Genomic DNA, 15,080 nt, shown 5'->3' with positions numbered 1-15,080 from the left:
CGCCACTGACATCTGTCGCATCCGCCCACGCGTGTCAGACGTACAGGTCCCCCGGGTGACCCGTACGTCCGACACGACGTGTGGTGCAAGTCCGGGACGCCTCACGACACATCCGGAGCAGGACCCCGCCCGTCCGCGGGGGCCACCGACCTGGAGGAAACCGTGCAGCATCGCGATCCGGCCGGGCGCCCCGCCCCGCACCGTCCGGGGCGTCACGCCCGGCGCCACGCGACGACGTCGACGGCGGTCGTCACGGCCGCCGTCCTCGCCCTGGCCGCCTGCGGGCCCGCGGCGGACGCGGCCCTGGAGCGCTCGGACGCGGCACGGGTCGCCGTCACGGTCGCCGACGCCCGCGCCAGTGCCGGCGCCGTCGCCGCGACGGAGGAGCTGGGCCTGCTGGCCCTGCGCGCGACCGGCGAGCCGACGGACAACGCCCTGGTCTCCCCGGCGTCCCTCACCTTCGCGCTGGCCCTGCTCGCCGAGGGTGCGCGCGGTGAGACGGCGACGGCGCTGGACGCCGCGCTCGGCGCCTCGGGCGGGGACCGCACCGCCGCGTACAACGCCCTGACGGCCGAGCTCGCGAAGCACGACGGCGACCCCGGCGTCGCGCAGGACGGCGGCCTCCCGGACCGCCCGGTGCTGCACCTGGCGAACCAGGCCGTGCTGGACGACCAGCTCGCCGTCGAGCCCGACTACCTGGACGCGCTCGCCGCCGCGTTCGACGCCGGCGTGCAGCGCACCGACCTGGGCACCGACGCGGGCAAGCAGGTCCTGGACTCCTGGGTGAACCACCACACGGGCGGCCTGATCGAGGAGTCGGCGATCGAGCCCGACCCGATGCTGCGCCTGGTGCTGCAGAACGCGATCCTGCTCGCGGCCCGCTGGGACACGCCGTTCGCGGAGCACTCCACCCGGGACGACGACTTCACCGGCCCCGGCGGCACCGAGCCCGTCGAGACGCTGCACGGCACCGAGTCCTGGGCGTACGCGGAGCACGACGGCTGGGCCGCCGTCCGCCTCCCCTACGGCGAGGCGTTCCACGCGGACGTGCTGTTGCCGCCGGAAGGCACCGACCCGGCGGACGTCACGTCCTGGACGCTGACCGCCCTCACCACCGCCCTCGACGACGCGGCCCCCCGGCTCGTCGAGCTCGCCCTGCCCACCCTGGAGCTCGAACCGCCGGCGCTGGACCTGGCCCCGGCGCTGGACGAGGCGGGCCTGGGCGGGCTGTACGACACCCCGGACCTCACGGGCATCAGCACCACCGAACGGCTCCGGGTGAGCCAGGCGATGCAGCAGGCCTCCCTGCGGCTGGACGAGGACGGGACGGTCGCGGCAGCCGTCACCGAGATCGGGATGGAGGCGACCGGGGCGATGCCGGGCGAGCCCGCCGTCCGGATGACCGTGGACCGGCCCTACCTGCTGCGGATCGCCCACACCGATACCCGCCTCCCCCTGTTCCTGGCCGCTGTGCGCAGCCCGCAGCACTGAGCCGGCCGCGCGGCCAGAGCCGGGCCGCCCGGCGGCGCGCCCTGGCGGGGCGCGCCGCCGTCGACCATTGACCCGGGCATCCAGCGCCAGTAGCGTGCCCACGCAAACGGGAAAAACCGCACTTTCCGCGACCTGATCCCCTGAGCACGAGGAGGTGCTTGATGGCACTGTCGTTCCTCGACCGGGAGCACACGGTGGCAAAGCCCGGCTACAGCAGGTGGCTCATCCCGCCGGCCGCGCTCGCCATCCATCTGTGCATCGGCCAGGCCTACGCCACCAGCGTCTACAAGAGCGCGCTGGTCGCCCACTTCGAGACCAGCCTCACCGCGATCGGCGTCATCTTCTCCATCGCCATCGTCATGCTCGGCCTCTCGGCCGCGGTGCTCGGCACCTGGGTGGAGCGCGCCGGCCCCCGCGCCGCCATGTTCGCCTCGGCCTGCTTCTGGGCCTCCGGCTTTCTCATCGGGGCGCTCGGCATCGCGACGTCGCAGCTCTGGCTGGTCTACCTCGGGTACGGCTTCATCGGCGGCATCGGGCTCGGCATCGGCTACATCTCGCCGGTGTCCACGCTGATCAAGTGGTTCCCCGACCGGCCGGGCCTGGCCACGGGCATGGCGATCATGGGCTTCGGCGGCGGCGCGCTCATCGCCTCGCCGCTGTCCCGCCAGCTCATGGCCGGCTACGACAGCGGCTACGACCCTGCCGACCCCACCTCCGTGGCCTCGGGCAGCGCGGTCACCGCGCTCTTCGTGACCCTCGGCATCGTGTACTTCCTGGTGATGATGCTGGGCGTGTTCACGGTGAAGGTACCGCCGCCCGGCTGGGCACCAGCCGGGTTCGACGCCGCGGCGGTCGCCGCCAAGCCGATGGTCTCGACCGCGAACGTCTCCGCGGCGAACGCGATCCGCACCCCGCAGTTCTGGTTCCTGTGGACCGTGCTGTTCTGCAACGTGACGGCGGGCATCGGCATCCTGGAGCAGGCCGCGCCCATGATCCAGGACTTCTTCCGGGTGGACGGCGTCTCGTCCGTCGCACCGGCGACGGCTGCCGGGTTCGTGGCGTTCCTGTCCCTGTTCAACATGGCCGGCCGCTTCGTGTGGTCCTCCACGTCGGACTACATCGGCCGCAAGCCCGTCTATGTCATGTACCTCGGCGTCGGGATGATCCTGTACGCGCTCCTGGCCACCGTCGGCCACACGTCCACGGCGATCTTCGTGCTGGTGGCGGCCGTGATCCTGTCGTTCTACGGCGGCGGCTTCGCCACCGTCCCCGCGTACCTGCGCGACCTGTTCGGCACCTACCAGGTGGGCGCGATCCACGGCCGCCTGCTCACCGCGTGGTCGGCCGCGGGCATCGCCGGGCCGCTCATCATCAACGGGTTCCTGGACGCCCAGGGCACGCCCGGCGAGCTGGTCGCCGCCGACTACCGGCCCGCGCTGTTCACCATGGTGGCGGTGCTCGCGGTCGGCTTCGTGGCGAACGCCCTGGTCCGGCCCGTCGCGGCGCGGTTCCACGAGCGGCCGGGCCAGGCGGAAGAATTTGTCGAGGGGAAGGTGTGACCATGGCCGAGCAGACCCAGGAACGGACGCCGGAGCAGCCGGCGAACCAGGTCCCGCGACTCGTCCTCACCTGGCTCGTGGTGACCGTCCCGCTCGCCTACGGGCTGTTCCAGACGGTCCGGAGCGTCATCCCGCTGTTCACGGGGTAGTCCGTCTACCCGCGGCGGCGGCCACCTTCGCAGGTGGTACATCTTGGACCAGGTAGGGCAGCGACCACGCGGATAGCGTGCTCGACATGAGCAACCCTGTGGTGGAACGCCTGATCGACGCACTGAACAACCACGATCTCGATGCCGTGTCGGCCTGCTTCGGGCCGGACTTCTTCAGCGAGTGGCCGGCCCACCCGGGCCGGGACTTCCAGGGGCCGAAGCAGGTGCGCCGGAACTGGGAGACGATCTTCACGATGTCGCCGGAGATCACGGTCGCGATGACGAACGCGGTCGAGGTCGGCGACGAGGTGTGGGGAGAGTGGCACTACACCAGGGCAGCCGGCCAGGACCTGCGCGGCGTCATCATCGTCACGGTGCGGGACGACCTGATCCGCCGGTCGCGGTTCTACATGGAACCGGTCGACGCGGCGGACGCCCCGGTCGTGGGTGGACCGCGCCTCGCCCGGGACTGACAGAATCGGGGTGTGCGACAGGACGACGACTTCGGGACGGCGCTGCGGACCCTGCGACGGCGGATCACGCCTGGTGAGGTCGGGGTGTCGGCGTCGTTGCCCGCCGTCCGGCGCGTGCCGGGCCTGCGCCGGGACGAGCTCGCCCGCGTGGTGGGCGTCTCCGAGGAACACGTGAAGCGCCTGGAGCAGGGCCGCCGCCGACCGTCGCCGGGCGTGGTCGACGCGCTCGCGCGGACGCTGCGGCTGACCTCGGGAGAGCACGCCCGGCTGCGTGCGCTGGCCGGTTTCGCCGCGTCCCCCGAGCCGGACAGCCTGGTCCCGCGCAAGGTCACCGAGCCGGCCCGCCGGATGCTGGACCGGCTGACCGAGGTAGCGGTCTGCGTCTGCGACGCGACCTGGACGGTGCTGGCGGCGAACGAGCTCTGGCACTCGGACGTGTGCACCATTCCGGACACGCCGGGGCGCGACCGGAACGTGGTCTGGCGCGCGTTCACGGAGGCCGGCCCCTCGAGGTTCCGGGACCCCGAGCGGCTGGCCGGGTTCCGCGCCACCGTCGTGGCCGAGCTGCGCGACACGGCCCGGCGCTATCCGGCCGATGCCGAGCTGTCCTCGATGATCACCGACCTGCACGCCAGGAGCCAGGAGTTCAGCCGGCTCTGGGACGCTCCGCCCGCCCCGGGCGGCCACGCGGACCGGCTGCGCGTGCCGAGTCCTGTGCACGGCCATCTCTACCTGGACCTGGACGTGCTCACGCTCAGCCCGGGCGACCTGCGCGTCGTCGTCTACACCGCGTCCCAGCCCTGCGATCCCGAGAGAACCTCTCCACCACCGGGCCAGGCAGGAACAGCCCCTCAGCGCAGCCGGTCCGCCCGCGTGTAGACGTTCATCGAGTCGCCGCGCACGAAGCCCAGCAGGGTCAGGCCGCACTCCTCGGCCAGGTCCACCGCGAGGGTCGACGGCGCGGAGATCGCGGACAGCACCGGGATCCCGGCCCGCGCGGCCTTCTGCACCAGCTCGAACGACGCCCGCCCGCTGACCTGGAGCACCGTCCCGGCCGCGGGCAGGGCGCCGTCCCGCAGGGCGGCACCCACCACCTTGTCGACGGCGTTGTGCCGGCCCACGTCCTCGCGCACGTACAGCGGCTCGCCGTGGGCGGTGAACAGGCCCGCGGCGTGCAGGCCGCCGGTCCGCTCGAAGGCCCGCTGGCGCTCCCGCAGCAGGTCGGGCAGGGCGGCGATCACGCCGGTGCCGACCGTGACGGCGTCGGCCGCGACCGGCCAGCGCAGCGCGGCCCGCACCTCCACCACGGTGTCCGACCCGCAGACCCCGCACGCGCTCGTGGTCGCGAACGCCCGCTGCCGCGGCGGCTCGACGCCGGGCGCGAGCGCCACCTCGACCGTGTTGTCCTCGTCGGGGCACAGCCGCATGCCCGCGATGTCCTCGCGCGCCGTGACGGCGCCCTCCGAGACCAGCCAGCCGGCGACCAGGTCGAAGTCGTCGCCCGGGGTCCGCATCGTCACGGTGAGCGTGCTCCCGGCGGGCCGTGCGCCCGGCAGGACGCCGTCCGGCAGTACACCCCCCACCGGGACGACGCCGCCCACCGGCACCAGGCCGCCCGCGACCGCGCCGCCGGCGACCGCTCCGCCGGCGACGGCGGCGAGCGGCCGCGCCCTGCTGACGAGATCGCCGGGCCCGACCAGACGGACCATCAGCGGTTCCTCGACGGCGAGCGTGTCGGGGCGCGCCGCGCGGACGCCCTCGCGGACGCGCACCACGCGCCGTCGGTCGGTGACGACTCCCATGCGGCCAGTCTCGCACCTCGGGCGGCCGCTTCCACAGGCCCATCCGCGACCGATATGTCCATAGCCTCCACAGGCGGTCGACTCCGGCGTAGGGTCGGGAGGGTGACCGACGTGAGCGACGAGGCCCGCACCGACGCCCCCGAGAAGAGCCTGCGCATCGGGCCGCCCAAGACGGCGGCGGCCGGCGTGCCGGGGGTGGTCCACGGCCTGGCACACGTCTTCGAGGAGGCCGGCGTGGGGCGTGGCCTGCGCACGCTGCCCCTGATCAACCAGCAGCGCGGCTTCGACTGCCCCGGCTGCGCCTGGCCGGAGCCGGGCAAGCCGCACCTCGCGGAGTTCTGCGAGAACGGCGCCAAGGCGGTGGCCGAGGAGGCCACCCGCAAGCGTGCGGACGCCGCGTTCTTCGCCGAGCACGCGATCTCGGAGCTCGCGACCTGGACCGACCACCGGCTGGGCAAGTCCGGCCGGATCACCGAGCCCATGCTCCGCGAGGAGGGCGCCGACCACTACCGGCCGGTGTCCTGGGACGAGGCCCTCGACCTGATCGCCCGCGAGCTGCGCGGCCTGGACACGCCCGACCAGGCGGCGTTCTACACCTCGGGCCGCACCAGCAACGAGGCCGCGTTCCTCTACCAGCTCCTCGCGCGCAAGCTCGGCACGAACAACCTGCCCGACTGCTCGAACATGTGCCACGAGTCGTCCGGCACCGCCCTGGTGGAGACACTGGGCATCGGCAAGGGCAGCGTGTCGCTGGAGGACATCACCGACCACGCCGACCTGATCGTCGTCGTCGGCCAGAATCCCGGGACCAACCACCCGCGCATGCTCACCGCGCTGGAGGAGGCCAAGGACCGGGGCGCACGCATCGTCGCGATCAACCCGCTGCCCGAGGCGGGGCTGCAGACCTTCAAGAACCCGCAGCGCGTGCGCGGCGTCGTCGGGCAGGGCACCAAGCTCGCCGACCGGTTCCTCCAGGTGCGTCTCGCCGGTGACCTGGCCCTCTTCCAGGCGGTGAACCGCCTGCTGGTCGAGGCCGACGACGACGCGCGGACCGCCGGGCACGCCCCCGTGCTGGACCACGAGTTCATCGCCGAGCACACCTCGGGCTTCCCGGAGGCGGCGGCCGCCTGGCGCGCCGTCGACCAGGCCGACGTCGAGCGGGCCACGGGCCTGGACTGGGCGGAGATCGAGGCGTTCGTCGACGACGTGAAGGCCGCCGACCGCATCATCGTCTGCTGGGCGATGGGCCTGACCCAGCACAAGCAGGCCGTGGCGACCATCCGTGAGGTCGTGAGCTTCCTGCTGCTGCGGGGCAACGTCGGCCGCCCGGGCGCGGGCGCCTGCCCCGTGCGCGGCCACAGCAACGTGCAGGGCGACCGCACCATGGGCATCTGGGAACGGCCCACCGAGCTGTTCCTGGACGCGCTGGCCACGGAGTTCGGCTTCGAGCCGCCGCGCGCCCACGGGTACGACGTCGTCGACACCGTCCGGGCCCTGCGCGACGGGCAGCTCAGGGTCTTCATGGCCGTGGGCGGCAACTTCGCCGCCGCCACCCCGGACAGCGCCGTCACCGAGGCCGCGCTGCGCGAGGTACCACTCACGGTGCACGTGTCGACCAAGCTGAACCGCTCGCACGTGCTGCCCGGCAGGCGGTCGCTGGTGCTGCCCTGCCTCGGCCGCACCGAGCGGGACATGACGGGCGGGCGCGAGCAGGTCGTCACCGTCGAGGACTCGATGAGCGTGGTGCACGCGTCCCGCGGCCGGCTGGCCCCGGTCTCGGGCGCCCTGCGCAGCGAGACGGCGATCCTCTGCGACCTGGCCCGCCGCGTGCTCGGCCCGCAGGACCCGACGCCGTGGGAGGAGTTCGCGGCCGACTACTCCCGGATCCGCGACTCGATCTCGCGCGTGGTCCCGGGCTTCGAGGACTTCGACCGGCGGGTCGCCGAGCCCGGCGGGTTCGTGCTGCCGCACCCACCCCGCGACGCCCGCCTCTTCCCGACGACGACGGGCAAGGCCAACTTCACGGTGAACGAGCTCGAGATCGTCCAGGTGCCGGAGGGCCGCCTGCTGCTGCAGACCGTCCGCTCCCACGACCAGTTCAACACCACGGTCTACGGGCTCGACGACCGGTACCGCGGCGTGAAGAACGGGCGGCGGGTCGTGTTCGTCCACCCGGACGACCTGGACGCGGGCGGGATCGCCGACGGCGACACGGTGAACCTGGTCAGCGAGTGGCCCGGGCCGGACGGCGGGACCGACGAGCGCCGGGCGGAGGGCTTCCGTGCCGTCTCGTTCCCGACGGCGCGCGGCTGCGCCGCCGCGTACTTCCCGGAGACGAACGTGCTGGTCCCCCTGGACCACACGGCGGACCAGAGCAACACCCCGGCCTCGAAGTCGGTAGTCATCCGCCTGGAACCCGCTCGCTGAGTGCTGGGTATCTGCGCTCCGAGAGCCGTGTGAGGCGCAAATACCCAGCACTCAACGAGGCGGGTCGGGGGAGGCGGCCGATACGCTGCGGCGCATGACCGAGGCGAAGCGGGCCGTCGTGGCGGGTTGGACCGGGTTCATCGGGCGGGCCCTCGTCGACGACCTCGCGTCGCGCGGGTACGACGTCGCGCGTGTCGGCCGCGCCGGGCCGGACGTGCGGTGGTCCGACGACCCGGCGGCCCTCCGGGACGTGGTCGACGGCGCCGACCTGCTGGTCAACCTCGCGGGCAAGAGCGTGGGCTGCCGGTACACGGACCGGAACCGCGACGAGATCCTGCGGTCGCGGGTCGAGACCACGCGGCAGCTGCACGATGCCGTCGCGGCCGCCGCCCGTCCCCCGGGGCTGTGGCTCAACGCGAGCACCGCGACGATCTACCGGTACGCGCTGGACCGGCCGCAGACGGAGGACGGCGGCGAGCTCGGCGCCGGGTTCTCCGTGGACGTCGCGCGGAGCTGGGAGCACGAGTTCTTCGCGGGGCGCCTGCCGGAGACCCGGCGGGTCGCCCTGCGCATGGCGATCGTGCTCGGCGGCCCGGCGTCCGACATGCTCGCGCGGCTGGCACGGTTCGGCGTGGGCGGCCCGCAGCTCGACGGGTGGTGGTTCCAGCACCGCCGCTACCGCGGCATCGGCGACTCGCCGACGGGCGGCCCCGTGCCGGTGCACCACAGCGACGGCCGGCAGAAGTTCTCGTGGATCCACGTCGACGACGTGCTGCGGGCCGCCCGGTTCCTGGAGCAGCACGAGGAGCTCTCGGGGCCGGTCAACCTCGCCGCGCCGCACCCGGTCGACAACCGGACGCTGATGGCCGAGCTGCGCCGGGCGACCCGCATGCCGATCGGGATACCGGCGCCGCGCTGGCTGCTGGAGCCCGCCGTGTGGGTGCTGCGCAACGAGGCGGAGCTGGTGCTCAAGAGCCGCTGGGTGCTGCCCGAGCGGCTCACCGACGCCGGTTTCGCGTTCCGCTGGCCCGCGCTCGCCCCGGCGATCGACGACGTCGTCCGCCGCCGCTCCTGACCCCGCCCCGCCCCCATCCCTCCGTTGAGTGCTGGCTTTCTGCGGGCCTGAAGCCCGCAGAACAACAAATAGCCAGCACTCAACGAAGGGGGTGGGTCAGTGGGCTACCGCCTTCTCCGCGCCGGCGCCGGTGAGGGAGCGGACCTCCATCTCGGCGTACTTCTCCGGGTGCGACCGCTCCTTGCTCAGGTAGGTGCCGACGATGCCGAGCACGAACGCGAGCGGGATGGTCACGATGCCCGGGTTGTCGAGCGGGAACCAGTGGAAGTCGATGGCCGGGTTGCTGATCATCGACTTGCTGAGCCCGGTGACCGGGTCCGCCGGCTTCCCCGAGACCACCGGCGAGAAGATGATCAGGACGACGGTCGAGATGAGGCCGCCGTAGATGCTCCACAGCGCGCCCGACGTGTTGAACCGCTTCCAGAACAGCGAGTAGATGATCGTCGGCAGGTTCGCCGACGCCGCGACGCAGAACGCCAGCGCCACGAGGAACGCGATGTTCTGCCCGTTGGCGAAGATGCCGCCGATGATCGCGATGATGCCGATCACGACCACGGTCCAGCGGGCCACCCGGACCTCGCCGTCGGGCGAGACCTGCCCCTTCTTGATGATCGAGGCGTAGATGTCGTGGGAGAAGCTCGCCGCCGCCGTGATCGTCAGGCCGGCCACGACCGCGAGGATGGTCGCGAAGGCGACCGCCGCGATGATGCCGAGCAGGATCTCGCCGCCGAGCTCGAACGCGAGCAGCGGTGCCGCCGAGTTCTGCCCGCCCGGCGCCGCGAGGATCGCCTCCGGGCCCACCAGCGCGCCCGCACCGTACCCGAGCACCAGGGTGAACAGGTAGAAGATGCCGATCAGCCAGATCGCGACGACCACGGACTTGCGGGCCTCCTTGGCCGACGGCACCGTGTAGAACCGCATGAGCACGTGCGGCAGGCCCGCGGTGCCGAGCACCAGCGCCAGCGCGAGCGAGAGGAAGTCGAGCTGCGACAGCGCCGTGGCGCCGTACTGGAGGCCCGGCTCGAGGATCGCCTCGCCGTTCTCGCCGGCCATGTTCACGGCCTCCTGCATGACGGCCGAGAGGCTGAAGCCGAAGCGCGCGAGCACCCAGATGGTCATGGCGCCGGCGCCCAGGATGAGCAGCGTCGCCTTGATGATCTGCACCCAGGTGGTGCCCTTCATGCCGCCCACCAGCACGTACAGGATCATCAGGGCGCCGACGACGGCGATGACCAGGCCCTGGCCCGCCTTGTCGGTGATGCCGAGCAGGAGAGCGACGAGGCCGCCCGCGCCCGCCATCTGCGCCAGCAGGTAGAAGAAGACCACCGCGAGCGTGGACAGCGCCGCCGCGAGCCGGATCGGCCGCTGCTTGAGGCGGAACGACAGGACGTCCGCCATCGTGAACTTGCCCGTGTTGCGCAGCAGCTCGGCGACCAGCAGCAGCGCGACGAGCCACGCGACGAGGAAGCCGATGGAGTAGAGGAAGCCGTCGTACCCGTTGACGGCGATGGCGCCCGCGATGCCCAGGAAGCTGGCGGCGGACAGGTAGTCGCCCGCGATCGCGGTGCCGTTCTGCGTACCGGTGAAGTTGCGGCCGCCGGCGTAGAAGTCCGCGGCGCTCTTGTTCTGCCGGGACACCCGGAAGACGACGACGAGCGTGACGACCACGAACGCCGCGAAGATGCCGATGTTGACCCAGGTGTTGCCGACGTTGGTGGCCTCCGCCGCCATGACTGTCCCGTTCACAGCTCGCCCCCCTCGATCTCCTCGCGCAGGGCCTGCGCCCGGGCGTCGAACTTGTTGTTGGCCCACCGCGCGTACAGCGTGGTGATCACGAACGTCGACACGAACTGGAGCAGCCCGAAGATCAGCCCGACGGTGATGGTCCCGGACACGCGGATGCTCATGAACTCGTGCGCGTACGTGCTCATCAGGGCGTACAGGAGATACCAGACGAGGAACAGCGCCGTCATCGGGAAGACGAAGTTCCGGAACGCCCTGCGCAGGCTCTGGAACTCGTCCGATCGCTCGACGCGTTGGTAATCGGTTTCGGCAGGCCCTGCTGCCTGTACGTCACTCATGACGCCTCCATTGGCTCATGGGGGCGCGCGCTCTGCCGCGGCCCATGTGCGCATCTCGCACCCGGCCCAATGTGCCGCACCTCACAGGTCGGGGGCAAACAGTTCAGACGGCGCGTTTCCTGACTTGACCAAGTCGTTACATTCGAACGGTATCTGCCACCCGCCCCGGGGAAGCCACTGGTCAGCGCGGCGTCAGCGGCGCACGTACTCCAGGTCGGCGATGTCCCGCCCGGCATCGTGCGCCTTGCGCTCGAACCCGGTCAGCACACGGCGCTCGAACCGCGGCGCCAGGACGCCGGGGCCGTGGGCGTTGACGAGGTTCTCGTCGGCCTCCAGCACCTCGACCATCTGCTCGGCGTACTCGGCCCAGTCGGTCGCGAGCCGGAGGGTGCCGCCGGGCCGCAGCACGCGCGCCGCGAGCGCCGCGAACTCCGCGGTGACCAGGCGGCGCTTGTGGTGGCGCGCCTTGTGCCACGGGTCGGGGAAGAACACCCAGAGCTCGTCCACGGAGCCGGCCGCGATGGTGGTCTCCAGCAGCTCGGCCGCGTTGGCCTGCACGAGCCGCAGGTTCGGCAGCCCGTCCCGCCCCAGGGCCGCCCCGGCCCGCTCGGCACGCGCGATCGTGTGCACCAGCCCGGGCTGGTAGACCTCGACGGCGAGGTAGTCGCGCCCGGGATCGGTCGAGGCCGCCCCGACGACGGCGTCGCCCAGCCCCGAGCCGATCTCGACCACGAGCGGGGCGGTCCGCCCGAAGTGCGCCGCGGCGTCGAGCACGTACTCCGGGTGCACGGAGGTGCGGGCGATCGCCCGGGGCACGTCGACGACGTAGGTGGCGCGACGCTCGGCCCACAGGCGCTTCTGCTTGTCCGTGAGGCGGCCGGACCGGCGCACGAACGACACCGGCCTGGTCCGGAATCCCGAGAGGTCGAGCGGGGTCTCGGTGTCCTGGTGGGCGGTGTCGGGCTGGGCGGAAGCGGGCTGACTCACGGGAAAAGCGTACGAGGTCGCCGGCCAGCGTTGCGTATCCGCACTGATTCCCGGCCCGGCGCGCGGCCCCGCGGGCGCACGCGGCAGGCTGGGCACAGCCGCCCAGCCCAGCAGAGTCAGGAACCACACATGCTCGCCGCTGCACCTGTCACAGATCCGACCATCGACGTATGGCAGAGATACCATATTGAGATGGGGCTCAAGCGGACCACTGTCTACCTCGACGAGAACGACCTTCGAGACCTCAAGATTGCCGCCGCCCGCCGTGGCGTGAGCGAAGCGGAGATCATTCGCGAGGGGGTGCGTCACGCCCTCCTTCGGAACCGGGTGTGGGACGAGCCCGTCAACCTGCCTCTCGTCTCAAGCGGCGACCCGACCTTCGCGGCACGGACGGACGAGATCCTGGACTCCATGAACCTGGAGCCGGACACCGAATGATCGTGGTCGCCGATACGTCAGGCCTCATCGCTGCGATCGACACCGACTCCCCTGAGCACGAAGGCGCTCGTCGCGTAGTCGATCATGCGAGCACCATCCTCGTCCCACCCCTCGTCCTCGCCGAGCTCGACCACCTCGTCACACAACGGTTCGGCCGTGGTGCCGCCGCCAGTCTGATGGACGAGATCGTCCGACAGGCCGAGTCCGGGCGATTCATCGTCACCCCGCTCGCCGTCGACGTCCTGCGGACGGCGCGCGTGGTGCAGGCACGATATGACGACCTCAACCTTGACCTCACCGACGCCGTCATCACCGTTGTTGCGCGCGACAACTACACGAACACGGTCCTGACGCTCGATCGCCGAGGCTTCCGCGCCATTCGCCCTCTCACCGAGGACAAGGCCTTCCGCATCCTCCCCGACGACCTCTGATCGGAAGCACCCATGACCACCCGCGGCTCCTGCTCGCGCGTCGAGGTCGACGGACGGCGGGTCGTCGTCGACCTGTCCGACGCCGACGGCGACCAGCTCACCACGACGGCGGCCCGGAGCGGCATCCCGGCGCCGCAGCTCGTCCTGGGCTGGATCCGGCGCGGGCTCCTTGACGGACCGGCCCGGGGCCCCCGAGCCTGGGACGGGCCAGTCGACCGGGGCGCCCGACTGGCCCGGGACGTCGAGGTCGCACGGCAGGCCGACGACGCCTTCGGCGACCTGTTCGGCAGCCCGGACCGCGCGGACTGACACCGGGGGCGCCGGGCGCCCGGGTCAGGCGCGGCCGGGCCGCGCCGCTCACACCCGCCCGACCTCCGCCTCCAGCATCGCAACGGCCTCGTCGGCCTCCAGGTCCCGGACCAGGACCCGCAGCGTGAGCCCGTCGGCCAGCGCCAGCAGCCGCCGGGCCTGCGTCAGCGCCTCATCGGCACTCGTGTCGCGGTCAGCCCGGATCAACCGCACGCACTCGTCCTCGGCGCCCCGCCGCGCCTCGGCCAGCACCTGGCGGACGGCGGCGTCGTTGATCGACTTCGCGACGTAGGCGTACCAGACGCTGACGCCGGTGCGTCCGGCGTCGTCCCGGGGGATCTGCTGGCTCATGACGTACAGCAGGCGCTCGCGCGGAGCGGCGTCGGCGGTCCCCTGGTACCCGCCGTAGGCGCGGTCGACGAGGGCGGTGCAGCCGGCCAGGACGAGGGCGTCCTTGGTGCCGAAGTAGTGCTGGATGCGCCCCATGGAGACGCCGGCCTCCGCCGCGACCTGGCGCAGGCTGACGCCCTCGATCCCGTGCTGGGCGATGACCAGCCAGAGCGCGAGGACGATCTCCCAGCGGCGCTCCTCGTGGTCCACGACTCTCGGCATGCGGGCCAGGATAGCAATGCGGTCGCACCGTCACCTGTTACGATGCGACCGTATTGGAAAACCGACCGACCCCGAGAGGACCTCCGATGCGCACGCACACCACCGGCCCGAAGCGCCGCCGCTGGCCGACCGTCCTGCTGGCCGTCGTCGCGGTGGTCTCGACCAGCGGGCTGGCGCTGCTGGTCGCGGCGGGCGGCCCCGGCGTCGGCCACTTCCGCACGCCTGAGGACCGCCGGGCCTACGAGGACGCGTATGCCGAGGCGCTCGGCCGCCTGCCGGAGCCCACCGCGACGCACGACGTCGAGACGAGCTTCGGCACGGTCCGCGCCTACGCCTGGGTGCACGCCGAGCGGCCCGACGCCACGCCCGTCGTCCTGCTGCCCGGCCGGTCTGCCGCGGCCCCGATGTGGGGCGACAACCTGCCCGACCTCGTCGAGCACCGGACCGTCTACGCCTTCGACACCCTCGGCGACACTGGCCTGTCCGTGCAGACGGTCCCGTTCCGCGGCGTCGGGGACTCCGCCCGCTGGGTGGACGAGGCGATGGCCGGGCTGGACCTCGACCGGGTTCATCTGCTGGGGCACTCCCAGGGCGGCGGGCTGGCCGCGGCCGTGGCGGTGCGCCACCCGGACCGGCTCGCCAGCCTCACCCTGCTGGAGCCCGTCATGACGCTCGGCATGATGCCGCTGTCGGTCATCCTCACGACCATCCCGGTCTCGCTGCCGTTCTTCCCGGACTCCTGGCGCGAGTCCGCGCTGAACCGGATCGGCGGCGTGTCGGACGACGAGGTGGACCCCGACGACCCGCTGGCCCGGATGATCGCCGTCGGCTCGGCGAGCTACAGCTCGTCGGGGCTGCCCAGCCCCTCCGTGCTGAGCGACGCCGACCTGAAGGCGCTGCCGATGCCCGTGTACGTGGCGATCGCGAGCGATTCGTCGCTGGCCGGGGGCGACGCGGCGGCCGAGAAGGCGCAGCTGATCCCGGACGCGCAGGTCAAGATCTGGCCGGACACGACGCACTCCCTGCCCATGCAGGTGGCGCCGGCGCTGGACGCGGAGCTGGAGACGTTCTGGGCGACTCACGAGTAGCCGGCTGCCGGGCGGCCGGCCGCGGTGCCGAACGGCCGGACAACCGAACGTAGGGTTGGTCGCACTCTGGGCGCCCAGAGTGCGGCCAACCCAACGTTGGCCGACCCGGGCTCAGCCCGCCGCCGCCGCGGCACCCCGCCCCCGCGCCGACACCCCGC

The 15,080-nt window shown here is 72.4% G+C and carries 16 protein-coding genes; 11 read left to right on the top strand and 5 right to left on the bottom strand.

All coding sequences use genetic code 11. From position 1 onward, the window contains the following. Positions 1-162: 162 nt before the first annotated feature. The 5 genes from ACH45N_RS08040 (at position 163) to ACH45N_RS08020 (ending at position 4,551) form a co-directional block, all read left to right on the top strand. Complete coding sequence (locus ACH45N_RS08040; protein ID WP_397392829.1) at positions 163-1,491, top strand: serpin family protein; 1,329 nt, start codon at positions 163-165, stop codon at positions 1,489-1,491. A 161-nt stretch (positions 1,492-1,652) separates the two neighbouring features. Further along, the gene (locus ACH45N_RS08035; protein WP_397392827.1) at positions 1,653-3,050 is read left to right on the top strand and encodes an OFA family MFS transporter; all 1,398 of its coding nucleotides are present in this window, start codon (positions 1,653-1,655) and stop codon (positions 3,048-3,050) included. 2 nt (positions 3,051-3,052) lie between these two features. Then, positions 3,053-3,199 carry a hypothetical protein gene (locus ACH45N_RS08030; protein WP_397392825.1) on the top strand — a complete coding sequence of 49 codons (147 nt, stop codon included), beginning with the start codon at positions 3,053-3,055 and terminating at the stop codon, positions 3,197-3,199. 86 nt (positions 3,200-3,285) lie between these two features. Then, positions 3,286-3,672 carry a nuclear transport factor 2 family protein gene (locus ACH45N_RS08025; RefSeq protein ID WP_397392823.1) on the top strand — a complete coding sequence of 129 codons (387 nt, stop codon included), beginning with the start codon at positions 3,286-3,288 and terminating at the stop codon, positions 3,670-3,672. Between the two features lie 12 nt (positions 3,673-3,684). Then, positions 3,685-4,551 (top strand): helix-turn-helix domain-containing protein, encoded by an 867-nt coding sequence (locus ACH45N_RS08020; protein ID WP_397392821.1) that lies wholly within the window; start codon positions 3,685-3,687, stop codon positions 4,549-4,551. Here ACH45N_RS08020 and fdhD read toward each other — a convergent pair. After that, on the bottom strand, positions 4,524-5,474 hold the full coding sequence (gene fdhD / locus ACH45N_RS08015; RefSeq protein WP_397392819.1) for a formate dehydrogenase accessory sulfurtransferase FdhD: 951 nt from the start codon (positions 5,472-5,474) through the stop codon (positions 4,524-4,526). The two genes, ACH45N_RS08020 and fdhD, sit on opposite strands and share 28 nt — an antisense overlap. Before the next feature lie 102 nt (positions 5,475-5,576). Here fdhD and ACH45N_RS08010 point away from each other — a divergent pair, with 102 nt between their 5' ends. After that, a complete protein-coding gene (locus tag ACH45N_RS08010) occupies positions 5,577-7,901 on the top strand; it encodes an FdhF/YdeP family oxidoreductase (protein WP_397392817.1) in 2,325 nt (774 codons plus the stop codon). A gap of 94 nt (positions 7,902-7,995) precedes the next feature. Continuing rightward, positions 7,996-8,976 carry an epimerase gene (locus ACH45N_RS08005; RefSeq protein WP_397392815.1) on the top strand — a complete coding sequence of 327 codons (981 nt, stop codon included), beginning with the start codon at positions 7,996-7,998 and terminating at the stop codon, positions 8,974-8,976. A 96-nt stretch (positions 8,977-9,072) separates the two neighbouring features. Here the strand turns inward: ACH45N_RS08005 and ACH45N_RS08000 are convergent, their stop codons facing one another. The 3 genes from ACH45N_RS08000 to trmB form a co-directional block, all read right to left on the bottom strand. Continuing rightward, complete coding sequence (locus tag ACH45N_RS08000; RefSeq protein ID WP_397393827.1) at positions 9,073-10,707, bottom strand: cation acetate symporter; 1,635 nt, start codon at positions 10,705-10,707, stop codon at positions 9,073-9,075. 11 nt (positions 10,708-10,718) lie between these two features. Continuing rightward, positions 10,719-11,057: a DUF485 domain-containing protein gene (locus tag ACH45N_RS07995; protein WP_397392813.1), complete on the bottom strand. Its 339-nt coding sequence runs from the start codon at positions 11,055-11,057 to the stop codon at positions 10,719-10,721. Positions 11,058-11,249: 192 nt separating this feature from the next. Continuing rightward, positions 11,250-12,044 (bottom strand): tRNA (guanosine(46)-N7)-methyltransferase TrmB, encoded by a 795-nt coding sequence (trmB, locus tag ACH45N_RS07990; RefSeq protein WP_397392811.1) that lies wholly within the window; start codon positions 12,042-12,044, stop codon positions 11,250-11,252. A gap of 129 nt (positions 12,045-12,173) precedes the next feature. On the opposite strand from trmB, the gene ACH45N_RS07985 reads away from it, so the two are divergent. Genes ACH45N_RS07985 through ACH45N_RS07975 form a run of 3 tightly spaced genes read left to right on the top strand, consistent with a single transcriptional unit; the run spans position 12,174 to position 13,222 of the window. Next, positions 12,174-12,482 (top strand): CopG family transcriptional regulator, encoded by a 309-nt coding sequence (locus tag ACH45N_RS07985; protein ID WP_397392809.1) that lies wholly within the window; start codon positions 12,174-12,176, stop codon positions 12,480-12,482. After that, entirely contained in the window at positions 12,479-12,913 is a 435-nt protein-coding gene (locus tag ACH45N_RS07980; RefSeq protein ID WP_397392807.1) for a type II toxin-antitoxin system VapC family toxin, read from the top strand. The genes ACH45N_RS07985 and ACH45N_RS07980 overlap by 4 nt, the downstream gene beginning before the upstream one ends. Before the next feature lie 12 nt (positions 12,914-12,925). Further along, a complete protein-coding gene (locus tag ACH45N_RS07975; protein WP_397392805.1) occupies positions 12,926-13,222 on the top strand; it encodes a hypothetical protein in 297 nt (98 codons plus the stop codon). 48 nt (positions 13,223-13,270) lie between these two features. On the opposite strand, the gene ACH45N_RS07970 is transcribed toward ACH45N_RS07975, so the two are convergent. Beyond that, a complete protein-coding gene (locus tag ACH45N_RS07970; protein ID WP_397392803.1) occupies positions 13,271-13,834 on the bottom strand; it encodes a TetR/AcrR family transcriptional regulator in 564 nt (187 codons plus the stop codon). Positions 13,835-13,920: 86 nt separating this feature from the next. Between ACH45N_RS07970 and ACH45N_RS07965 the strand changes: the two genes are divergently transcribed. Then, complete coding sequence (locus ACH45N_RS07965) at positions 13,921-14,922, top strand: alpha/beta fold hydrolase (RefSeq protein ID WP_397392801.1); 1,002 nt, start codon at positions 13,921-13,923, stop codon at positions 14,920-14,922. The last annotated feature ends 158 nt before the right edge of the window (positions 14,923-15,080 follow it).

This window comes from Promicromonospora sp. NPDC019610, from assembly GCF_044389365.1.
In the GTDB taxonomy this organism is placed as follows: domain Bacteria; phylum Actinomycetota; class Actinomycetes; order Actinomycetales; family Cellulomonadaceae; genus Promicromonospora.
The sequence above is the reverse complement of the archived record's forward strand: the minus strand, read 5'-3'. Positions and strand labels throughout refer to the sequence as shown.

Bases quoted from the DNA above. Each gene is read 5' to 3' on its own strand.
- ACH45N_RS08035 (WP_397392827.1), top strand. From the start codon at position 1,653: ATGGCACTGTCGTTCCTCGACCGGGAGCACACGGTGGCAAAGCCCGGC.
- ACH45N_RS08030 (WP_397392825.1), top strand. From the start codon at position 3,053: ATGGCCGAGCAGACCCAGGAACGGACGCCGGAGCAGCCGGCGAACCAG.
- ACH45N_RS08025 (WP_397392823.1), top strand. From the start codon at position 3,286: ATGAGCAACCCTGTGGTGGAACGCCTGATCGACGCACTGAACAACCAC.
- fdhD (WP_397392819.1), bottom strand. From the start codon at position 5,474: ATGGGAGTCGTCACCGACCGACGGCGCGTGGTGCGCGTCCGCGAGGGC.
- ACH45N_RS08005 (WP_397392815.1), top strand. From the start codon at position 7,996: ATGACCGAGGCGAAGCGGGCCGTCGTGGCGGGTTGGACCGGGTTCATC.
- ACH45N_RS08000 (WP_397393827.1), bottom strand. From the start codon at position 10,707: ATGGCGGCGGAGGCCACCAACGTCGGCAACACCTGGGTCAACATCGGC.
- ACH45N_RS07995 (WP_397392813.1), bottom strand. From the start codon at position 11,057: ATGAGTGACGTACAGGCAGCAGGGCCTGCCGAAACCGATTACCAACGC.
- ACH45N_RS07985 (WP_397392809.1), top strand. From the start codon at position 12,174: ATGCTCGCCGCTGCACCTGTCACAGATCCGACCATCGACGTATGGCAG.
- ACH45N_RS07980 (WP_397392807.1), top strand. From the start codon at position 12,479: ATGATCGTGGTCGCCGATACGTCAGGCCTCATCGCTGCGATCGACACC.
- ACH45N_RS07975 (WP_397392805.1), top strand. From the start codon at position 12,926: ATGACCACCCGCGGCTCCTGCTCGCGCGTCGAGGTCGACGGACGGCGG.
- ACH45N_RS07970 (WP_397392803.1), bottom strand. From the start codon at position 13,834: ATGCCGAGAGTCGTGGACCACGAGGAGCGCCGCTGGGAGATCGTCCTC.
- ACH45N_RS07965 (WP_397392801.1), top strand. From the start codon at position 13,921: ATGCGCACGCACACCACCGGCCCGAAGCGCCGCCGCTGGCCGACCGTC.